This is a genomic window from Saccharothrix tamanrassetensis, from assembly GCF_014203665.1.
GTDB lineage: Bacteria > Actinomycetota > Actinomycetes > Mycobacteriales > Pseudonocardiaceae > Actinosynnema > Actinosynnema tamanrassetense.
The window spans coordinates 64,597-80,754 of sequence record NZ_JACHJN010000002.1; the positions used below are offsets into that span (position 1 = coordinate 64,597).

Genomic DNA, 16,158 nt, shown 5'->3' on the forward strand with positions numbered 1-16,158 from the left:
CGCTACTGCGCCGGGGCCCCTCGTGATGCGGAGGCGCGATGACCCCAGAGAGCAACCAACCGCAGTCCGCGGCCGACAAGTTCGACGACGACCACTACCCCGCCTACACCATGGGCCGGGCCGCGGAGATGCTGAACACCAGCGCGGGGTTCCTGCGCAGCCTCGACGAGGCGAAACTGATCGAGCCGCAGCGCTCCGCGGGCGGCCACCGCAGGTACTCCCGCTACCAACTGCGCCTGGCGGCCCGCGTCCGGGAACTGGTCGACCAGGGCACCGCCCTGGAAGCGGCCTGCCGCATCGTCACCCTCGAAGACCAGCTCGAAGAAGCCAGGGCCCTCAACGCCAAGCCGGCGCCCGAGACGCCCGAGACGCCGTACCCGCCCCTGCGGGGCGTGTAGGCCACCCGAGACCCGGGACGTCGACCCGAAAGCCGAGCTCAGCCCACGGCTCCGAGTCGTGACCGCTACCGCGTCGACGTCCCCGATCCGGTGAACCGATCCTGCTCGCGGCCGAACCAGGCCGCCATCAACTCTTCGGCGCGGCATCCGCGGCGAACGCGTCCGCCAGCCGTGCCTCCCACGCAGGCGGGAGAACCGTGGGCTGCCCGAACGCGGCCCGCAGGTAGTCCCGCCGCCCCAGCACCACCGCGGTCTCCCGCCACCGCTGCACGACCCACGCGCAGAGCTGCCCGATCATCAGCGCTTCGGTCGCGGCGGCCGACGGAGCGGTGAGGGGCGCGAACCGTGCCAGCTCCTGGAGTTCGGCCGGCGTGGCGGGCGGCGGTACCGGCAGTTCGAGCTGCCAGTCGAGCGGCGCGACGTTCTTCTTCACCGCCTGTTCCTCGGCCACGCGCTCCTGGTACCCGGCCCGGATGCGCTCGATCTCGGCGAGCAGGTCCGGAATGGCGCACACCCGTGCCTCCCAGTCCGTCCCGGGAATCCCCGCGACCGCCTCCAACTCACGGAGGGTCGCGATCGCACCCGTCGGCTCCCACACCAGCAACCCCCTCTTCCGGCACCGGAGGAGCACCCGTCGAGCAGCCTCACCGTCCGCGAACACGTCCTCCGCGTTCTCGACCCAAGCCGCCGTGCGTAAGCCTTCGGTGTCGACGTGCCAGACGGCCAACGTCCCGTCGTCCGCCCGGCACACGACAACGTGCCCGATCATCGTCCGCCGGTCGCCCGTCCGAGTGGAGAGCAGACCGAGAGGGCTGTGCTGGGGCACTTCGACAACCATTGCATCAACCGCCTATGTGTTCCGCGCATCGAATAGTCCGGGTACCCGATGATCACGCAATTACTGCGACGAAGGAACGACTTTCCCGATCACGCCCACGGACCATTTGTCGAGTGCCACTCGCATCCGGTCGACGAGCTGGACTTTCGCAACCGGGTGTGGGGTCGGGTGGCGGAACTGCACCCCCAACAGCTCACCTGTCCCCCGCCGGCGACCACGTCGCCCCGCCCGCCCCTGCCGACGCCATGACGCTCAAGGTCAACGGGACCGCACCGAGCAAGCGATGGGGACCGCGCCGGGGTCGACCTTCGCCGTGCCGGGGCTGGAACGCGAAACGGCCTGCTGCCCGCGGGTGCTCGGCGGTGGGGTCCGATCACGACGAAGGCCCAGGTGAGACCGGGGAACCGGTGCCGACCTGGGCCTTCGCGATCAAGAGCGGGTGACGGGAATCGAACCCGCCTCTACAGCTTGGGAAGCTGTCGTTCTACCAATGAACTACACCCGCGTGCTGCGGGTCCGATCATACACATAGGCTGTGCCCGTGTTGTTGAGTGACCGCGATCTACGCAAAGAGGTCGACTCGGGCCGCCTGGTGCTGGAGCCGTTCGACGACGTCATGGTGCAGCCGTCCAGCATCGACGTCCGTCTCGACCGGTTCTTCCGGGTGTTCAACAACACCCGGTACACGCACATCGACCCCTCGATCCAGCAGGACGACCTGACCTCGTTGGTCGAGACGCCCGACGACGAACCCTTCGTGCTGCACCCGGGCGAGTTCGTGCTCGGCTCGACGTTCGAGTCCGTCACCCTCCCGGATGATCTTGCCGGGCGGTTGGAGGGCAAGTCGTCGTTGGGGCGGCTCGGGTTGCTGACGCACTCGACGGCCGGGTTCATCGATCCCGGGTTCTCGGGGCACATCACGTTGGAGCTGTCCAACGTCGCCAACCTGCCGATCACGCTGTGGTCGGGCATGAAGATCGGCCAGCTCTGCCTGTTCCGGCTCAGTTCGGCGGCCGAGTTCCCGTACGGGTCGAAGCAGGCGGGCTCGCGGTACCAGGGGCAGCGGGGGCCCACGCCGTCCCGCGCCTACCTGAACTTCCACCGGTCGGAGACGCGGCGCTAGAGCAGGTTGCCGTACCTGGCCAGCACTCGTGACCGCAGTTCCGGGTCCGTCCTGGGCACCGGTTCCAGGAAGACCTCGTCCAGGTCGGGCCAGCGGGTGCGCAGCTCGCCGTCGATGCGCACGCAGGCCCGCTCCAGGTCGGCCGCCGACAGGGCGTCGTCGAAGTCCAGCCGCGCGCACAGCAGGACCCGGTCGGTGCCGACGGCCATCGTGAGCAGGTCCACCACCTGCTCCACCTCGGGCACCCCGCGCAGGTGGTCCCACACCGCGCGGACCAGCTTGGGGTCGGCTTGGCGGCCGATGAGCAGGCCGCGGTTCGTGCCGGCCAGCACGTAGGCCGCGAACGCGAGCAGCACGCCGATCAGCAGCGACGCCACGCCGTCCCAGACCGACGAGCCGGTCAGGTGGTGCAGCCCGAGCCCGCCGAACGCCAGCAGCAGGCCGACCAGGGCCGCCGAGTCCTCCATGAACACCGTCTTCACCGTCGGGTCGTCGGACATCCGCAGGTACGCGAGCACCGAGCGGCCCTCGGCCCGCGACTCACGCCGCACCTGCCGCACGGCCTGCGTGAACGACACCGACTCCAGCGCGAACGCGATCGCCAGCACCACGTACCCGACGCCCGGATTGGTCTGCTCGGTCGACTCGCCGAAGACCGCGCGGATCCCCTCGTAGAACGCGAACACCGCGCCCGACACGAAGATCGACACGGCGGCCAGCAGCGACCAGAAGAACCGGTCCTTCCCGTACCCGAACGGGTGGCGGCGGTCGGCGGGGCGTTCCGAGCGGCGCAGGGCGGTGAGCAGGAGGCCTTCGGTGAACGTGTCGGCCACCGAGTGGGCGGCTTCCGCGAGCATCGCCGCCGATCCGGTGATCGCGCCGGCGATCGCCTTCATCACCGCGATGGCCAGGTTCACGGCCAGCGCCAGCAGCACGGTCAGCGTGCTCTCCCCGCCCTTGGAACTCATGAGCCGACCGTAAGTCCACCGGCGTCGGCTCGCGCGTCGCGGATGCGTCGCGGTGACCTGTCGCCGCTGTGAGGCAAATCGTGAAACGCGGCCCGGCAGTCGGTCGATAAGCAGGTGGTTATTCCATATCGGGGGGAAACAAGGGTGAAGGACCTGCGTTCGGCAGCTGCGCTGACGGCTGCCCTGATGACGGCGTTGACGACGTTGGCGGTGGGCCCTGCGGGCGTGGCGGGAGCGCAGGAGGACTCCGTCGTGCTCGAAGGCCAACTCTGGTTCGACCGCAACGAGAACAACGTGTGGGAATGGGGCGAGCCGGTCTACGGGAACAGCCGTGGCGTGCGGATCGTCGATGCCGCGACTCGGGCCGTGCTCGGCGAGTTCCCGACCGACGCGTCCGGCCGCTACCGGGCCGAGGGGCTCCCGAAGGTCGACCTGGACGTCCAGGTCGTGGATGCCGACGTGTTCCGGGTCGGACCGGCCAGGAAGGGACCGGGCACGGTCGACTTCGGGCTGGTCGGCGGCACCGTCGAAGGACGGCTGTTCGTGGACCAGAACGAGGACGGCGTGCGGCAGCCCGACGAGCACGGTCTCGCCGTGGCGCGGACGCTGCGCCTCACCCGTGGCGCGGTCGAGCTGCCGTCGCCCGAGGTGCTCGGCGAGGGCGGGTACGTGTTCCGGGACCTGCCCGCCGGGGAGTACGTGCTGGAGGCAGCCGACCGGGCGCCGGCCGCGCACATCGCCGCACCGCTGACCGAGCTGGACGTCGACCCGGTCACCAGGAGGAAGACGATCACCGTGCCGGTAGCCGGCGCGGGACGTGCCGATGTCCGCTACGTCTGGCAGACGATCGACTTCGCGATGGGCACGCCGAAGCTGACGCCCGCCAAGGACACCTATGCGCTCGGCGACGAGGTCGAGCTGACCGTGCCGGTGACGAACCTGGGGCCGGTCGCGGACCGGGCGAAGTTCACCATGTTCCGGATGGGTCCGGCCCGGTCGGTGACCGACAGCCTGGTGATGGAGGCGTCCGGTCAGGAATTCGGGCTGCGTGAGGTGCTCCAGCCGGGCGGGACCGTGGAGATCGGCATCCGGTACGTGCTGGACAGCGCGGACATCGAAGAGTTGCACCTGTTCAGCCGGCCGAATTCGGCGCAGGGCTTCCGCGATTCCAACGTGAGGAACAACCACGCGATCGTGCCGATCAAGCTGTCGACCGGCACCACGCCCACATCGGCGACGTCCGCGACGTCCACTGCGGCTGCGACGCCCACGACGGCGGAGGAGCCCGGGACCGCGTCGGGCACCGTCGCCGCGCCGGTCGCAGTGGTGAGCGGCGGCGGTGGCCTGGCGTCGACCGGTGTGGCGCCGGGGGTGTTCGTGGTGATCGGCGGGCTGCTGGTGGGCGGTGGGGCGTTGGCCTACTTGGCGGCACGCAGGCGTCGTCGCGCCTGAGCCGTTCGGACCACCGTCACCGCTAGCCTGCGCGGCATGGGCATTCTGGTGCACGTGCTGCTGACCGCGGTGGCGGTCTGGGTCTCCACGGTCATCCCCGGCATCGACCTCGGGGAAGGCTCGACACCCGCGAAGATCGGCACGCTCCTCGGCGTGGCGCTGCTGTTCGGGCTCGTCAACGTGATCGTGAAGCCGTTGGTGAAGTTCTTCGGCTGCGTCTTCTACCTGGTGACGCTCGGGCTGATCGGCCTGGTGGTGAACGGGCTGCTGTTCTGGCTCACCGGGTGGCTGGCGCAGCAGTTCGGCCTGCCGTTCGAGGTGACCGGCTTCTGGCCCGCGTTCTTCGGCGCGATCATCGTGGCGCTGGCCAGTTGGGTGCTGAACCTGGTGTACGACCGGATCACGGACGGGGACTGACCGGGGTTCGGAGGGTTGACCGGTTCGAGCTGACTGGTCTGAGGGCTGACCGGTCCGAGGGCCTGACTGGTTCGAGGGACTGGTCGACCGAGAAGAAGGCCCGCCCGTCCACACAGGACGGGCGGGCCTTCTTCTCGGCTCTGCTAGCGCTGGGTGGGTGCCTTGTCCTCGTCCGGCAGCGGGGTGCCGGTGGGCACCTCGTCCGTCGGCACGTCCTGGCGCTCCTTGCCCCGGCGAACGGCGGTGAGCAGCAGTTGCGCCACGTCCACGACCTCCACGTGCGAGCCGGCCTGACCCTCGTTCTGGCGGGCCGTCACGCCGTCGGTGAGCATCACGCGGCAGAACGGGCAGCCGGTGGCGATCTTCGACGGGGCGGTGCCGAGCGCCTCGTCCACGCGGTCGATGTTGATGCGCTTGCCGATGCGCTCCTCCATCCACATCCGCGCGCCACCCGCGCCGCAGCACATGGAGCGGTCGCCGTGGCGGGGCATCTCGCGCAGCTTCGCGCCGGACGCGCCGACCAGCTCGCGCGGGGCCTCGTAGACCTTGTTGTGCCGGCCCAGGTAGCACGGGTCGTGGTAGGTGACGTCCTCCGCGATCTCGGCGACCGGCACCAGCCGGCGTTCCCGCACCAGGCGGTTCAGCAGCTGGGTGTGGTGCACGACCTCGAACTGGCCGCCGACCTGCGGGTACTCGTTGGCCAGGGTGTTGAAGCAGTGCGCGCACGTCACGACGATCTTGCGCTGACCGGGGTCGCGGCCGTCGAAGACGGTGTTGAGGACCTCGACGTTCTGCTGCGCCAGCATCTGGAACAGGAACTCGTTGCCCGCGCGCCGCGCCGGGTCACCGGTGCAGGTCTCCTCCGGTCCGAGCACGGTGTACTTGACGCCCGCGGTGTGCAGGAGCTCCGCGACGGCCCGGGTGGTCTTCTTGGCGCGGTCCTCGAAGGCGCCGGCGCAGCCGACCCAGAACAGGTACTCGGTGTCGCCGAGCTCGCCGTCGAACACCGGCACCGGGAAGTCCAGGCCTTCGGTCCAGGCCAGGCGGTCCTTGGCGTTCTGGCCCCACGGGTTGCCCTTGTTCTCCAGGTTCTTGAACATGCCGCCCAGCTCGGACGGGAAGTTCGACTCGATCAGCACCTGGTAGCGGCGCATGTCGACGATGTGGTCGACGTGCTCGATGTCCACCGGGCACTGCTCGACGCACGCGCCGCACGTGGTGCAGGACCACAGCACCTCGGGGTCGATGACGCCCAGCTCCTCGGCGCCGGCGATCAGCGGGCGCTCGGACTCGGCCATCGCCAGCACGTCGATGGACTCCAGGCGCTTCTGGTAGTCCTCGTACTTGTCCTCGGTCAGGCCGACCTCGTCGCCCGCCATGTCCCGGCTGCCGCCGGCCAGCAGGTAGGGGGCCTTGGCGAACGCGTGGTCGCGCAGCTGGGTGATGACCAGCTTCGGGGACAGCGGCTTGCCGGTGTTCCACGCCGGGCACTGGGACTGGCAGCGACCGCACTCCGTGCAGGTGCTGAAGTCCAGCCAGCCCTTCCAGGAGAAGTCCTCCACCTTGCCGACGCCGAACACGTCCTTGTCCGGGTCGGCTTCTTCGAGGTCGAGGACCTTGCCGCCGCTCATCATGGGCTTCAAGGCGCCGAGCGCGACCCCGCCGTCGTCCTCGCGCTTGAAGTAGATGTTGAAGAACGCGCTGAACCGGTGCCACGCGACACCCATGGTCAGGTTCCGCCCGACGACGATCAACCAGATCATGCCGGACAGCAGCTTGACGATCGCCATGATGGAGATCCAGTCGGGGCTGGCGGGCAGGATGTGGCTCAGCGGCTGCGTGACGAACGACGACCACAGCGGCGGGTCCTCCAGGCCGGAGGACTGCTTGAACGCCTTCACGCCGAGGATGCCGAGACCCTCGATGATCACGACCGCTTCCACGAAGTAGGCGGCCTTGAAGCTCGAACCGGCGAACCGGGACAGCCGGTCGGCCCGGCGCGGGTGGTTGAGCTGGCGGATGATCGCGAGCGCGACACCGCCGACGACCGTGCCGAGGCCGAGCAGTTCGATGAGCAGGGCCCAGAGCGACCACGTGCCGATGACCGGCCAGTGGAACGGCGGGTAGAACACCTCGCCGTAGGCCTCGAACAGCACCGCGGAGCCGATGAGGAAGCCCCACATCACCATCCAGTGCCACGGGGCGACCTTGCGGAACTTGGCCATTCTGGTGTGCGCGACGAACTCCACGAGCAGGGTGCGCAGGCGCGGCCCGAACGGGCCGTTGCGAGTCGCGTCGGGCTGGCCCAGGCGGATGATCCTGATCATCCGGACCACACCGGCCACGAACAGACCCCAGGCGTACACGCTGACGGCGACGCCGATGGCGCCGAGGGTGAGCTGGAGGGCTCCCATTGTGGTGGCGGCCTTTCTCGTCCGTTCTCCTGGCTGGGCAGCCTACGCCCGACTACTCACGGGTAACCACCTGAGCGTGGCCGATCACATAAACTAGTGGGACAGGTGTTCAACTAGTTGGGAGGTGCGCTGTGGTGTACCTGCTGCTCGCACTGGCGATCATGGGCGAGGTGGTGGCCACCGTGTCGCTGAAGCTGTCCGAGGGGTTCACCAAGCCGTGGCCGGTGGTGGCGGTGGTGGTGGGGTACCTCGTGGCGTTCACCTCGCTCGGGTACGTGTTGAAGGCGGGGATGCCGATCGGCGTGGCGTACGCGATCTGGTGCGCGTTCGGCATCGCGGCGGTGGCGGCGGTCGGTGTGGTGCTGTTCGAGGAGCCGATCAACCTCACCATGATCGGCGGACTCGTGCTGGTCGTGCTGGGTGTGGTGGCGATCGAGCTGGGCAGTGCCGGTGCGTCCGCCGGCTGACGGGCGCAGGGCGAGGGGCGAGCGGCGGCGGCGTGCGCTGCTCGCGGCGACGCTGCGGGTGATCGAGCGTGAAGGGGTGGCCGGGGTGTCGCACCGGTCCGTGGCCCGTGAAGCCGACCTGCCGGTGTCGTCGTCGACGTACTACTACGCGACCCTGGACGACCTGCTGATCGCGACGTTGACGTGGTCCGCGCGGGAGATGGCGCTGGGGTTCGGGGCGGTCAAGCCGACGCCGGGTTCGGTGGCCCGGTTCCTGGCGGAGGCCGTGGGGGTGAACCGGGGGCGGACGCTGGCCGAGTACGAGCTGTACCTGCTGGCGGCGCGGCGGCCCGAGCTGCGGCCGGCGGCCCGCCGGTGGATCACGCTGCTGTCGTCCGTGTTCGGCACGATGGAGCCGGCGGCGTTCCTGGGGTTCGTGGCGGCGCTGGACGGGCTGCTGATCCAGGGCCTGATCGCGGATTTCCCCCCAACGGCGGAACAGATGGAGCCGGTCGTGTCCCTTCTGATGCCCTCTCGATGACCTTCACGCGGGACACTGTGGGCATGAAGTTCGCCGGACGCGAGTCGTGGCAGGTGTCGCACGGGACGAACCAGACGGTCAACACCGCTCTGTTCCTCCGTGACACGTTGGCGCTGTCGGTCGACACCGTGCCGGAACTGCCTGGCCTGGACCCGTCGGTGCCGGTGTTCGTGCCGCCGGGGGTGGATCGCGGCGGGGCGGCGGAGGAGTGGCTCGGGTGGTGGGCGGACGTGCTCGACCACGCCCGGACGGAGCTGCCCTCGGGGTCGCCGATCGACCCGGGCGGGGCGTCGTTGGCCATCCGGCCCAGCTTGCGGGCGGCGGTGCTGGCGTTGAAGGGCGCGGCTTCGGAGTACGAGCGGGTGCACGCGGGGCGGTCGCCCGGTGCGTTGCCGGTCGGGGAGGTCGTGCGGGGGGTGGAGAGCCGGCTGGGGCGGTACGTGAAGCCGTTCCGGTTGGTGATCACGGTGGTTTCGGTGCAGGGGTTGGTGTGGGAGCGGATGACGGAGTCGCACGTGATCGCTTCGGAGCGGTTCCTGGGGGATCCGGCGCGGTGTGCTCCGGCGTTGCGTGCGGTGGTGGAGTCGTTGGCTTGAGGGCTTGAGGGCTTGAGGGCTTGAGGGCTTGAGGGCTTCGGGCTGAAGGCTGAGGGGCCTGGTTCGAAGGGGCTTGGACTTGAGGGGCCTGGGCCTGGGGCTGAGGGCTGAGGGTGGGCTTGAGGGTCTTCAGCTGAGAGTTCGAGGGTTGGGCTGCGTGGCGGTTCTCAGCTTTGGGCGCGGGGATTGTCGTACCTGGCTGGTTGGGTGTGTGTCGGGGGCGTTCACGTCGAGGGGACGCCTGCGGAGCGTGGCCTCGGGGTGGATTCGGTGGGTTGGGGTCTACGGGCTTGAAAAGCGTCCTCGCCGGACGGGCTGGCCGCCAAGGATCTCCACAAAAGCCCTTCAAAGCTCTTCGAGCCTTGAAGGGCGGTGGTCTGCGTGTCCTCCCCGTATGACCTGGTCGGAGACAACCACATGCGTCAAGGGCAGATCGTGAGGGTGTGTTCGGTGGTCGCGGGTTCGATCTGCCCTTGACACATGCGGTTCGCTGGCGCGCAGGCCATACGGGGATGACACGCAGCAGCAGGGGTGTGCGCTGGCGCGCAGCCGGATCGCAGGTGTGCGCGGGGCGCGCAGGCGGATCGCAGGTGTGCGCGGGGCGCGCAGGCGGATCGCAGGTGTGCGCGGGGCGCGCAGGCGGACCACAGGTGTGCGCGGGGCGCGCAGCCGGTGGGCGGGGGTTCGCTGACGGATGGGGTAGGGACAGCCCCCGTAGTGGGTCGGGGGCCTTCCTGGTGTCGGTGGGCGGGGCCGGGTCCTAGTTTGTGGGTAATGACCTTGATGCCTGAGGGGGCAGTGGTGGTTAAGCGGATCGCGTTGGCGGCCGTCATGGCGGTGGCTGTGGCGGGGGCGCTGTCGTCTTGTGTGCGGCTGGTGCAGAACAGCTTCGATGATCGGCACGAGGTGACCGAGACGGTTTCCACTGTTCGCCTTCAGAACGGTTCGGGGAACGTCGTGGTGCGCAGTCGGGACGGGGCCGGGAGCACCGAGGTCCGGCGGAAGGTCGAGTACCCGAAGGACGCCGACAAGCCGACCGGGGTCACGCACCGGTTGGAGGGCGACACCCTCGTGCTCGACGGGTGCGGCAACCGGTGTTCGGTCAACTACGAGGTCACCGTGCCTTCCAAGGACGTGAAGATCCTCGGGGACAACAGTTCCGGTGACGTGACGCTGGACGGTGTGGCCAGTGTCGAGATCAGTGTCGGGTCGGGCAACGCGACCGTCCGCAACGTGGCCGGGGTGGTCCGGGTGGACAACGGCTCCGGTGACGTCATCGGTTCGGACATCGGCGGGGAGTTCAACGGCAAGGTCGGGTCCGGGGACATCCGGTTGTCGAAGATGAGCGGGCCGGTGATGGTGGACAACAACTCCGGCAACATCGATGTCGAGATGGCGGCCGTGCGACCCGTGCGCGCGGAGGCCGGGTCGGGCAACGTGAACGTGCGGGTGCCGCAGGGTGCGTACCGGGTCGAGGTCGAAGCCGGCAGCGGGGACAAGAACATCGACGTGAAGAGCGATCCGAACGCCTCCGTCGAGCTGGTCCTGCGGTCCAACAGCGGCGACCTGACGTTGCGCGCCGCCTGAGAGGTCGGTGGTCGGGGCCCGCCCGGGGCGGGCCCCGACGATCACCCGGTTGGGGTGGTCCGCCGTGTCCCTCTGATGGATAACCTGGTCAGGTCGACGTCGACGCGTCGGAGGTTGCGTTGATCGGACTGGCCAGTTGGGTGACCGAAGCCACGCCCGCGGTGATCTCCGTGACCGCTGTGGCGGGCCTCCGCTTCCTGCTCTTGCTGCTCGTGATCCTCCCGTTGATCTGGTCCGGCAAACCGGCGCGCCGGCGGGCTGCCGCCGACGCGCTGCGGATCCTCACCAGGCGCCGGCCGCGCGGGGACGACCGGTCGTCGCCGGACCAGGGCTCCTGATCAGGCGTTCTGCTCGTACGCCGCGCGCAGGAGCGCTTCCACCTCCCCGTCCACCTCATCGGTCCCGGTCAGCGACACCTTGTGGGTCGACTGGCCGGGACCGCCTGGTGCCAGCCGGCCGCCGGTCGGGGCTTCGGTGAAGCGCAGGCCGAGGTCCACCCTGGTCGCGAGGGCCTGGACGGCGGCGAACTGGCGCCCCCGCACGAACGGCACGTAGGTCGCGCGACCCTCGGCGCGGACGTCCTCGCCCAGGGAGAGCGCCAGTACGGCGATCCGGTCGTAGACGGGCCGCAGAGGTGCCTTGCGCCCGGTGTACTGCGAGTCGACGTACTCCGCCAAGGTCGGTTCCACCCAGCCCGCCGCACGGGCCGCCGCGTCGGCGATGGCCCACTGCGAGTTCTGCCTCACGCCATGGGTGTCCCGCAGCCACGCGCGGACCGTCTTCCGGTCGGTCGGGTCGAGGCCGGAGTCCGCCACCAGCGCGACCCATTCGTCCAGCGTGCGGCCGGTGCGCTCGAGCATGGAGGCAGTAACGGCGGCCGTCATGTCCGCGGGCGAGTCCATGGGTCGAGTGTCCCGGATCACCGTCAGCCGGGAACACCCGACGACTCCCACTCGTTGGACGAGCAGAAAGATTGAGTCGAGTGGACTCAAGTCGGGGCAGCCTGGCAAACTTGAGTCCACGCCGCTCAACGCGGGGCTCTCACAGACGCACTACCAGGAGGAATCCAATGGCGCGAGCGGTCGGCATCGACCTGGGGACGACCAACTCTGTCGTCGCGGTTCTCGAAGGTGGCGAGCCGACGGTCATCGCCAACTCCGAGGGGTCGCGGACCACCCCGTCCATCGTGGCCTTCGCCAAGAACGGCGAGGTGCTCACCGGTCAGCCCGCCAAGAACCAGGCGGTGACCAACGTCGACCGGACGATCCGGTCGGTGAAGCGGCACATCGGCACGAGCTGGACGACCGACGAGATCGACGGCAAGAAGTACACGCCGCAGGAGATCAGCGCGCGGGTGCTGATGAAGCTCAAGCGCGACGCCGAGGCGTACCTGGGCGAGGAGATCACCGACGCGGTGATCACCGTCCCCGCGTACTTCGAGGACGCGCAGCGGCAGGCCACCAAGGAGGCCGGCCAGATCGCGGGCCTCAACGTGCTGCGCATCGTCAACGAGCCCACCTCCGCCGCCCTGGCCTACGGCCTGGACAAGGGCGAGAAGGAGCAGACCATCCTGGTCTTCGACCTCGGTGGCGGCACGTTCGACGTCTCGCTGCTGGAGCTCGGCGACGGCGTGGTCGAGGTGCGCGCGACCTCCGGTGACAACCACCTCGGTGGTGACGACTGGGACCAGCGCATCGTGGACTGGCTGGTCGAGCGCTTCAAGCAGTCCAGCGGCATCGACCTGACCAAGGACAAGATGGCCCTCCAGCGGATCCGCGAGGCCGCCGAGAAGGCGAAGATCGAGCTGTCCAGCTCGAACAACGCCGCCATCAACCTGCCCTACATCACCGTCGACGCGGACAAGAACCCGCTGTTCCTGGACGAGACGCTGTCCCGCGCCGAGTTCCAGCGGATCACCAACGACCTGCTGGAGCGCACCCGCGCCCCGTTCAACAACGTGATCAAGGACGCCGGCATCTCGGTCGGCGACATCGACCACGTGGTGCTGGTCGGCGGCTCCACCCGGATGCCGGCGGTGGCCGAGCTGGTCAAGGAGCTGACCGGCGGTCGCGAGCCGAACAAGGGCGTGAACCCGGACGAGGTCGTCGCGGTCGGCGCGGCGCTCCAGGCCGGTGTGCTGAAGGGCGAGGTCAAGGACGTCCTGCTGCTCGACGTCACCCCGCTGTCCCTGGGCATCGAGACCAAGGGCGGCGTGATGACCAAGCTCATCGAGCGCAACACGACCATCCCGACCAAGCGGTCCGAGATCTTCACCACGGCCGACGACAACCAGCCGTCCGTGCAGATCCAGGTCTTCCAGGGTGAGCGCGACTTCGCGGCGGACAACAAGAAGCTCGGCATGTTCGAGCTGACCGGCCTGCCGCCCGCCCCGCGCGGCGTCCCGCAGATCGAGGTCACCTTCGACATCGACGCGAACGGCATCGTGCACGTGTCCGCGAAGGACATGGGCACGGGCAAGGAGCAGCGGATGACGATCACCGGCGGCTCGGCGCTGCCGAAGGACGACATCGACCGGATGATCAAGGACGCCGAGGCGCACGCCGAGGAGGACAAGCGCCGCCGCGACGAGGCCGAGGTCCGCAACCAGGCCGAGACGCTCGTCTACCAGACCGAGAAGGTCGTCAAGGAGAACGACGAGAAGATCCCGGCCGACGTCAAGGAGAAGGTCAAGGCCGCGATCGAGGAGACCAACGAGGCGCTGAAGGGCACGGACATCGCCAAGGTCCGGTCCGCGGTGGAGAAGCTGGCCACCGAGTCGCAGGCCATCGGCCAGTCCCTGTACGCCAACACCGGCGCGAACCCGACCGCGGACGCGCCCACCGGTGACGCCGGCCCGTCCGGTGCCGCCGGGGGTGCCAAGGCCGACGACGTGGTGGACGCCGAGATCGTGGACGAGGACGAGAAGAAGTGACCCAGCCCCAGTCCCAGCCGGAAGAGCAGCCCCACGTGGTGGTGCGCGACCGTCGCCGGATCGACCCGGAGACCGGCGAGGTGCGTCCCCCGGTCGCGGAGGACGCACCGGAGACCGCTGCCGCACCGGAGACCTCCGGTGCGGCGGGTACCCCTGGCGGGTCGGCAGCCGCCGGCGCGCCGGAAGGCTCGGACGGGTCGGGCTCGGCGTCGGCTCCGGGCACCGGCCCGGACGAGGCGGGCGCGGGCGACGGGGGCGGCAGGCACGCCGCCCCGGAGGCCGACCTCGCGGACGCCGACCCGGCCGCCGAGCTGAAGGCGCAGCTGGACGAGCGGACCGCCGACCTCCAGCGGCTCACCGCCGAGTACGCCAACTACCGCAAGCGCGTCGAGCGCGACCGGGAGTCGGTGATCACCAACGCCAAGGCGCAGGTGGCGAACGAACTGCTGGCGGTGTTGGACGACATCGAGCGGGCCGGTGCGCACGGCGACCTGACCGGCGCGTTCAAGGCGGTGGCCGACAAGCTGGTCGGCGCCCTGCACGGGACCGGGCTGGAGCCGTTCGGGCACGAGGGCGAGGAGTTCGACCCCTCGGTGCACGAGGCGGTGCAGCACAGCACGTCCCCGGACGTGACCGGCCCGACGGTGACCGCCGTGCTGCGGCGCGGCTACCGGTTCGGCGAGCGCGTGCTGCGGCCCGCGCTGGTCGCGGTGACCGATCACGAACCGGCGGCGGACCAGCCGTCGGACGAGCAGCAGCAGGACTGACGGAAGGGGGGACGTCCGGGTGAGTGCTCGGGATTGGATCGACAAGGACTTCTACCGTGAGCTGGGCGTCTCCTCGGACGCCTCGGCCGACGAGGTGAAGAAGGCGTACCGGAAGCTGGCGCGGGAGCTCCACCCCGACGCCAACCCCGGTGACGCCAAGGCCGAGGCGCGCTTCAAGTCGGTGTCCGAGGCGTACGGCGTGCTCTCGGACACCGCCAAGCGCAAGCAGTACGACGAGGCCCGCCGGCTGTTCGCGGGCGGCGGGGGCTTCCCCGGCGGCTTCGGGCAGGGCGGCGGCTTCGACGTCGGCGACCTGTTCAGCCGGCAGCAGCAGGCCGGTGGCATGGGCGGCCTGGGCGACCTGCTCGGCGGCCTGTTCAACCGGCGGGCCGGCGGCACGGCGTCGTCGGCGACCAGGCCGCGCCGGGGCGAGGACGTCGAGACCGACGTGCGGATCGACTTCACCGAGGCGGTGCAGGGCGCGACGGTGCCGATGCGGCTGTCCAGCCCGGCGACCTGCTCCACCTGCGCGGGTTCCGGGGCACGGCCGGGCACCTCGCCGCGCACCTGCCCGAACTGCGCCGGCGCGGGCCTGGTGACCCGCAACCAGGGTGCGTTCGCGTTCTCCGAGCCGTGCGCCGACTGCCGGGGCACCGGGCGGATCGTGGACGACCCGTGCCCGGACTGCGGTGGCGACGGGGTGAGCACCAAGACCCGCACGCTGACCATCCGCATCCCGGCGGGGGTGGACGACGGGCAGCGGATCAGGCTGGCCGGGCAGGGCGAGCCGGGCCGCAACAACGGGCCCAACGGCGACCTGTTCGTCCGCGTGCACGTCAACCCGGACCCGTTGTTCGGGCGGTCGGGCAACAACCTGACCGTGACCGTGCCGGTGACGTTCCCCGAACTGGCGCTGGGCACCACGTTGACCGTGCCCACGCTGGACGGCAAGGTGACGTTGAAGGTGCCCGCGGGCACGGCTTCCGGCCGGGTGCTGCGGGCCAAGGGCAAGGGCATCGCCAGGCGTGACGGCCAGGTCGGCGACCTGCTGATCACGCTGCAGGTGGCGGTGCCGAACAACATGGACGCCGCCGCGCGCGAGGCGTTGGAGGCGTACGCGTCGAAGACGGCTCAGCACGACCCGAGGGCGGACCTCAACGCCCTGGTGGAGAAGAGGTCTACATGACTTTTCCGTTCCCGCCCGGAACGGACGAGGACACCCCGTTCTTCGTGATCTCCGTGGCGGCGCAGCTGTCCGGCCTGCACGCGCAGACCCTCCGGTCGTACGACCGGTTGGGTCTGGTGTCGCCGGGGCGCACGTCCGGTGGCGGGCGGCGGTACTCGATGCGCGACATCGTGCTGCTGCGCGAGGTGCAGCGCCTCTCCCAGGAGGAGGGCGTGAACCTGGCGGGCATCAAGCGGATCATCGAGCTGGAGAACGAGGTGGGCGCGCTGCGCGCCCGACTGGCGGAGCTGACCGAGGAACTCGCGTCCGCGCTGGCTGCGGCCGAGCACGCGGCGGCCTCCGTGCACGCCTCGCTGCGCCGCGACCTCGTGCCGGTCCGGCACGAGACGGCCCTGGTGGTCTGGAAGCCCAACCGCAAGCGCTGACCGGACCGCGAGCAGCGAGCACCGGCCCGCAGCGAGCACCGGCCGAGCCGTCCGGGACCCGGGTGCCG

The 16,158-nt window shown here is 69.9% G+C and carries 17 protein-coding genes and 1 tRNA gene; 13 read left to right on the forward strand and 5 right to left on the reverse strand.

What is annotated here, in order from left to right:
* The first annotated feature begins 38 nt into the window (after positions 1–38).
* On the forward strand, positions 39–398 hold the full coding sequence (locus FHS29_RS05055) for a MerR family transcriptional regulator (RefSeq protein ID WP_184688761.1): 360 nt from the start codon (positions 39–41) through the stop codon (positions 396–398).
* Between the two features lie 127 nt (positions 399–525).
* Here the strand turns inward: FHS29_RS05055 and FHS29_RS05060 are convergent, their stop codons facing one another.
* Together FHS29_RS05060 and FHS29_RS05065 are read right to left on the reverse strand one after the other, a co-directional pair.
* Positions 526–1,236, reverse strand: a complete 711-nt coding sequence (locus tag FHS29_RS05060) for a DUF6218 family protein (RefSeq protein ID WP_221455463.1) — start codon at positions 1,234–1,236, stop codon at positions 526–528.
* A 434-nt stretch (positions 1,237–1,670) separates the two neighbouring features.
* Positions 1,671–1,741: transfer RNA gene (locus FHS29_RS05065), tRNA-Gly, on the reverse strand.
* Between the two features lie 36 nt (positions 1,742–1,777).
* On the opposite strand from FHS29_RS05065, the gene dcd reads away from it, so the two are divergent.
* Complete coding sequence (gene dcd / locus FHS29_RS05070) at positions 1,778–2,359, forward strand: dCTP deaminase (protein ID WP_184688764.1); 582 nt, start codon at positions 1,778–1,780, stop codon at positions 2,357–2,359.
* Here dcd and FHS29_RS05075 read toward each other — a convergent pair.
* The gene (locus FHS29_RS05075) at positions 2,356–3,327 is read right to left on the reverse strand and encodes a cation diffusion facilitator family transporter (RefSeq protein ID WP_184688765.1); all 972 of its coding nucleotides are present in this window, start codon (positions 3,325–3,327) and stop codon (positions 2,356–2,358) included. The genes dcd and FHS29_RS05075 overlap by 4 nt on opposite strands.
* Before the next feature lie 144 nt (positions 3,328–3,471).
* Between FHS29_RS05075 and FHS29_RS05080 the strand changes: the two genes are divergently transcribed.
* Together FHS29_RS05080 and FHS29_RS05085 are read left to right on the forward strand one after the other, a co-directional pair.
* Positions 3,472–4,779 (forward strand): hypothetical protein, encoded by a 1,308-nt coding sequence (locus FHS29_RS05080; RefSeq protein WP_184688767.1) that lies wholly within the window; start codon positions 3,472–3,474, stop codon positions 4,777–4,779.
* Positions 4,780–4,815: 36 nt separating this feature from the next.
* The gene (locus tag FHS29_RS05085) at positions 4,816–5,196 is read left to right on the forward strand and encodes a phage holin family protein (RefSeq protein ID WP_184688769.1); all 381 of its coding nucleotides are present in this window, start codon (positions 4,816–4,818) and stop codon (positions 5,194–5,196) included.
* 143 nt (positions 5,197–5,339) lie between these two features.
* Here FHS29_RS05085 and FHS29_RS05090 read toward each other — a convergent pair whose 3' ends face one another.
* Positions 5,340–7,610: a (Fe-S)-binding protein gene (locus FHS29_RS05090; RefSeq protein WP_184688770.1), complete on the reverse strand. Its 2,271-nt coding sequence runs from the start codon at positions 7,608–7,610 to the stop codon at positions 5,340–5,342.
* 131 nt (positions 7,611–7,741) lie between these two features.
* On the opposite strand from FHS29_RS05090, the gene FHS29_RS05095 reads away from it, so the two are divergent.
* The 5 genes from FHS29_RS05095 (at position 7,742) to FHS29_RS05115 (ending at position 11,118) form a co-directional block, all read left to right on the forward strand.
* On the forward strand, positions 7,742–8,077 hold the full coding sequence (locus tag FHS29_RS05095; RefSeq protein ID WP_184688772.1) for a DMT family transporter: 336 nt from the start codon (positions 7,742–7,744) through the stop codon (positions 8,075–8,077).
* Positions 8,061–8,597, forward strand: coding sequence for a TetR/AcrR family transcriptional regulator (locus tag FHS29_RS05100; RefSeq protein WP_184688773.1), 537 nt, complete (start codon positions 8,061–8,063; stop codon positions 8,595–8,597). Before FHS29_RS05095 ends, FHS29_RS05100 begins: the two co-directional genes overlap by 17 nt.
* A gap of 23 nt (positions 8,598–8,620) precedes the next feature.
* A complete protein-coding gene (locus tag FHS29_RS05105; protein ID WP_184688775.1) occupies positions 8,621–9,193 on the forward strand; it encodes a hypothetical protein in 573 nt (190 codons plus the stop codon).
* Positions 9,194–9,967: 774 nt separating this feature from the next.
* Positions 9,968–10,780: a DUF4097 family beta strand repeat-containing protein gene (locus FHS29_RS05110; RefSeq protein WP_184688777.1), complete on the forward strand. Its 813-nt coding sequence runs from the start codon at positions 9,968–9,970 to the stop codon at positions 10,778–10,780.
* Positions 10,781–10,899: 119 nt separating this feature from the next.
* The gene (locus FHS29_RS05115) at positions 10,900–11,118 is read left to right on the forward strand and encodes a hypothetical protein (RefSeq protein WP_184688779.1); all 219 of its coding nucleotides are present in this window, start codon (positions 10,900–10,902) and stop codon (positions 11,116–11,118) included.
* Here FHS29_RS05115 and FHS29_RS05120 read toward each other — a convergent pair whose 3' ends face one another.
* On the reverse strand, positions 11,119–11,682 hold the full coding sequence (locus FHS29_RS05120; protein WP_184688781.1) for a DUF5655 domain-containing protein: 564 nt from the start codon (positions 11,680–11,682) through the stop codon (positions 11,119–11,121).
* 167 nt (positions 11,683–11,849) lie between these two features.
* Here FHS29_RS05120 and dnaK point away from each other — a divergent pair, with 167 nt between their 5' ends.
* Genes dnaK through FHS29_RS05140 form a run of 4 tightly spaced genes read left to right on the forward strand, consistent with a single transcriptional unit; the run spans position 11,850 to position 16,090 of the window.
* Positions 11,850–13,712: a molecular chaperone DnaK gene (gene dnaK, locus FHS29_RS05125; protein ID WP_184688782.1), complete on the forward strand. Its 1,863-nt coding sequence runs from the start codon at positions 11,850–11,852 to the stop codon at positions 13,710–13,712.
* The gene (grpE, locus tag FHS29_RS05130) at positions 13,709–14,479 is read left to right on the forward strand and encodes a nucleotide exchange factor GrpE (RefSeq protein WP_184688784.1); all 771 of its coding nucleotides are present in this window, start codon (positions 13,709–13,711) and stop codon (positions 14,477–14,479) included. Before dnaK ends, grpE begins: the two co-directional genes overlap by 4 nt.
* A 19-nt stretch (positions 14,480–14,498) precedes the next feature.
* Positions 14,499–15,665 (forward strand): molecular chaperone DnaJ, encoded by a 1,167-nt coding sequence (gene dnaJ / locus FHS29_RS05135; protein ID WP_184688786.1) that lies wholly within the window; start codon positions 14,499–14,501, stop codon positions 15,663–15,665.
* Positions 15,662–16,090 (forward strand): heat shock protein transcriptional repressor HspR, encoded by a 429-nt coding sequence (locus tag FHS29_RS05140; RefSeq protein WP_184688788.1) that lies wholly within the window; start codon positions 15,662–15,664, stop codon positions 16,088–16,090. Before dnaJ ends, FHS29_RS05140 begins: the two co-directional genes overlap by 4 nt.
* Positions 16,091–16,158 lie beyond the last annotated feature (68 nt).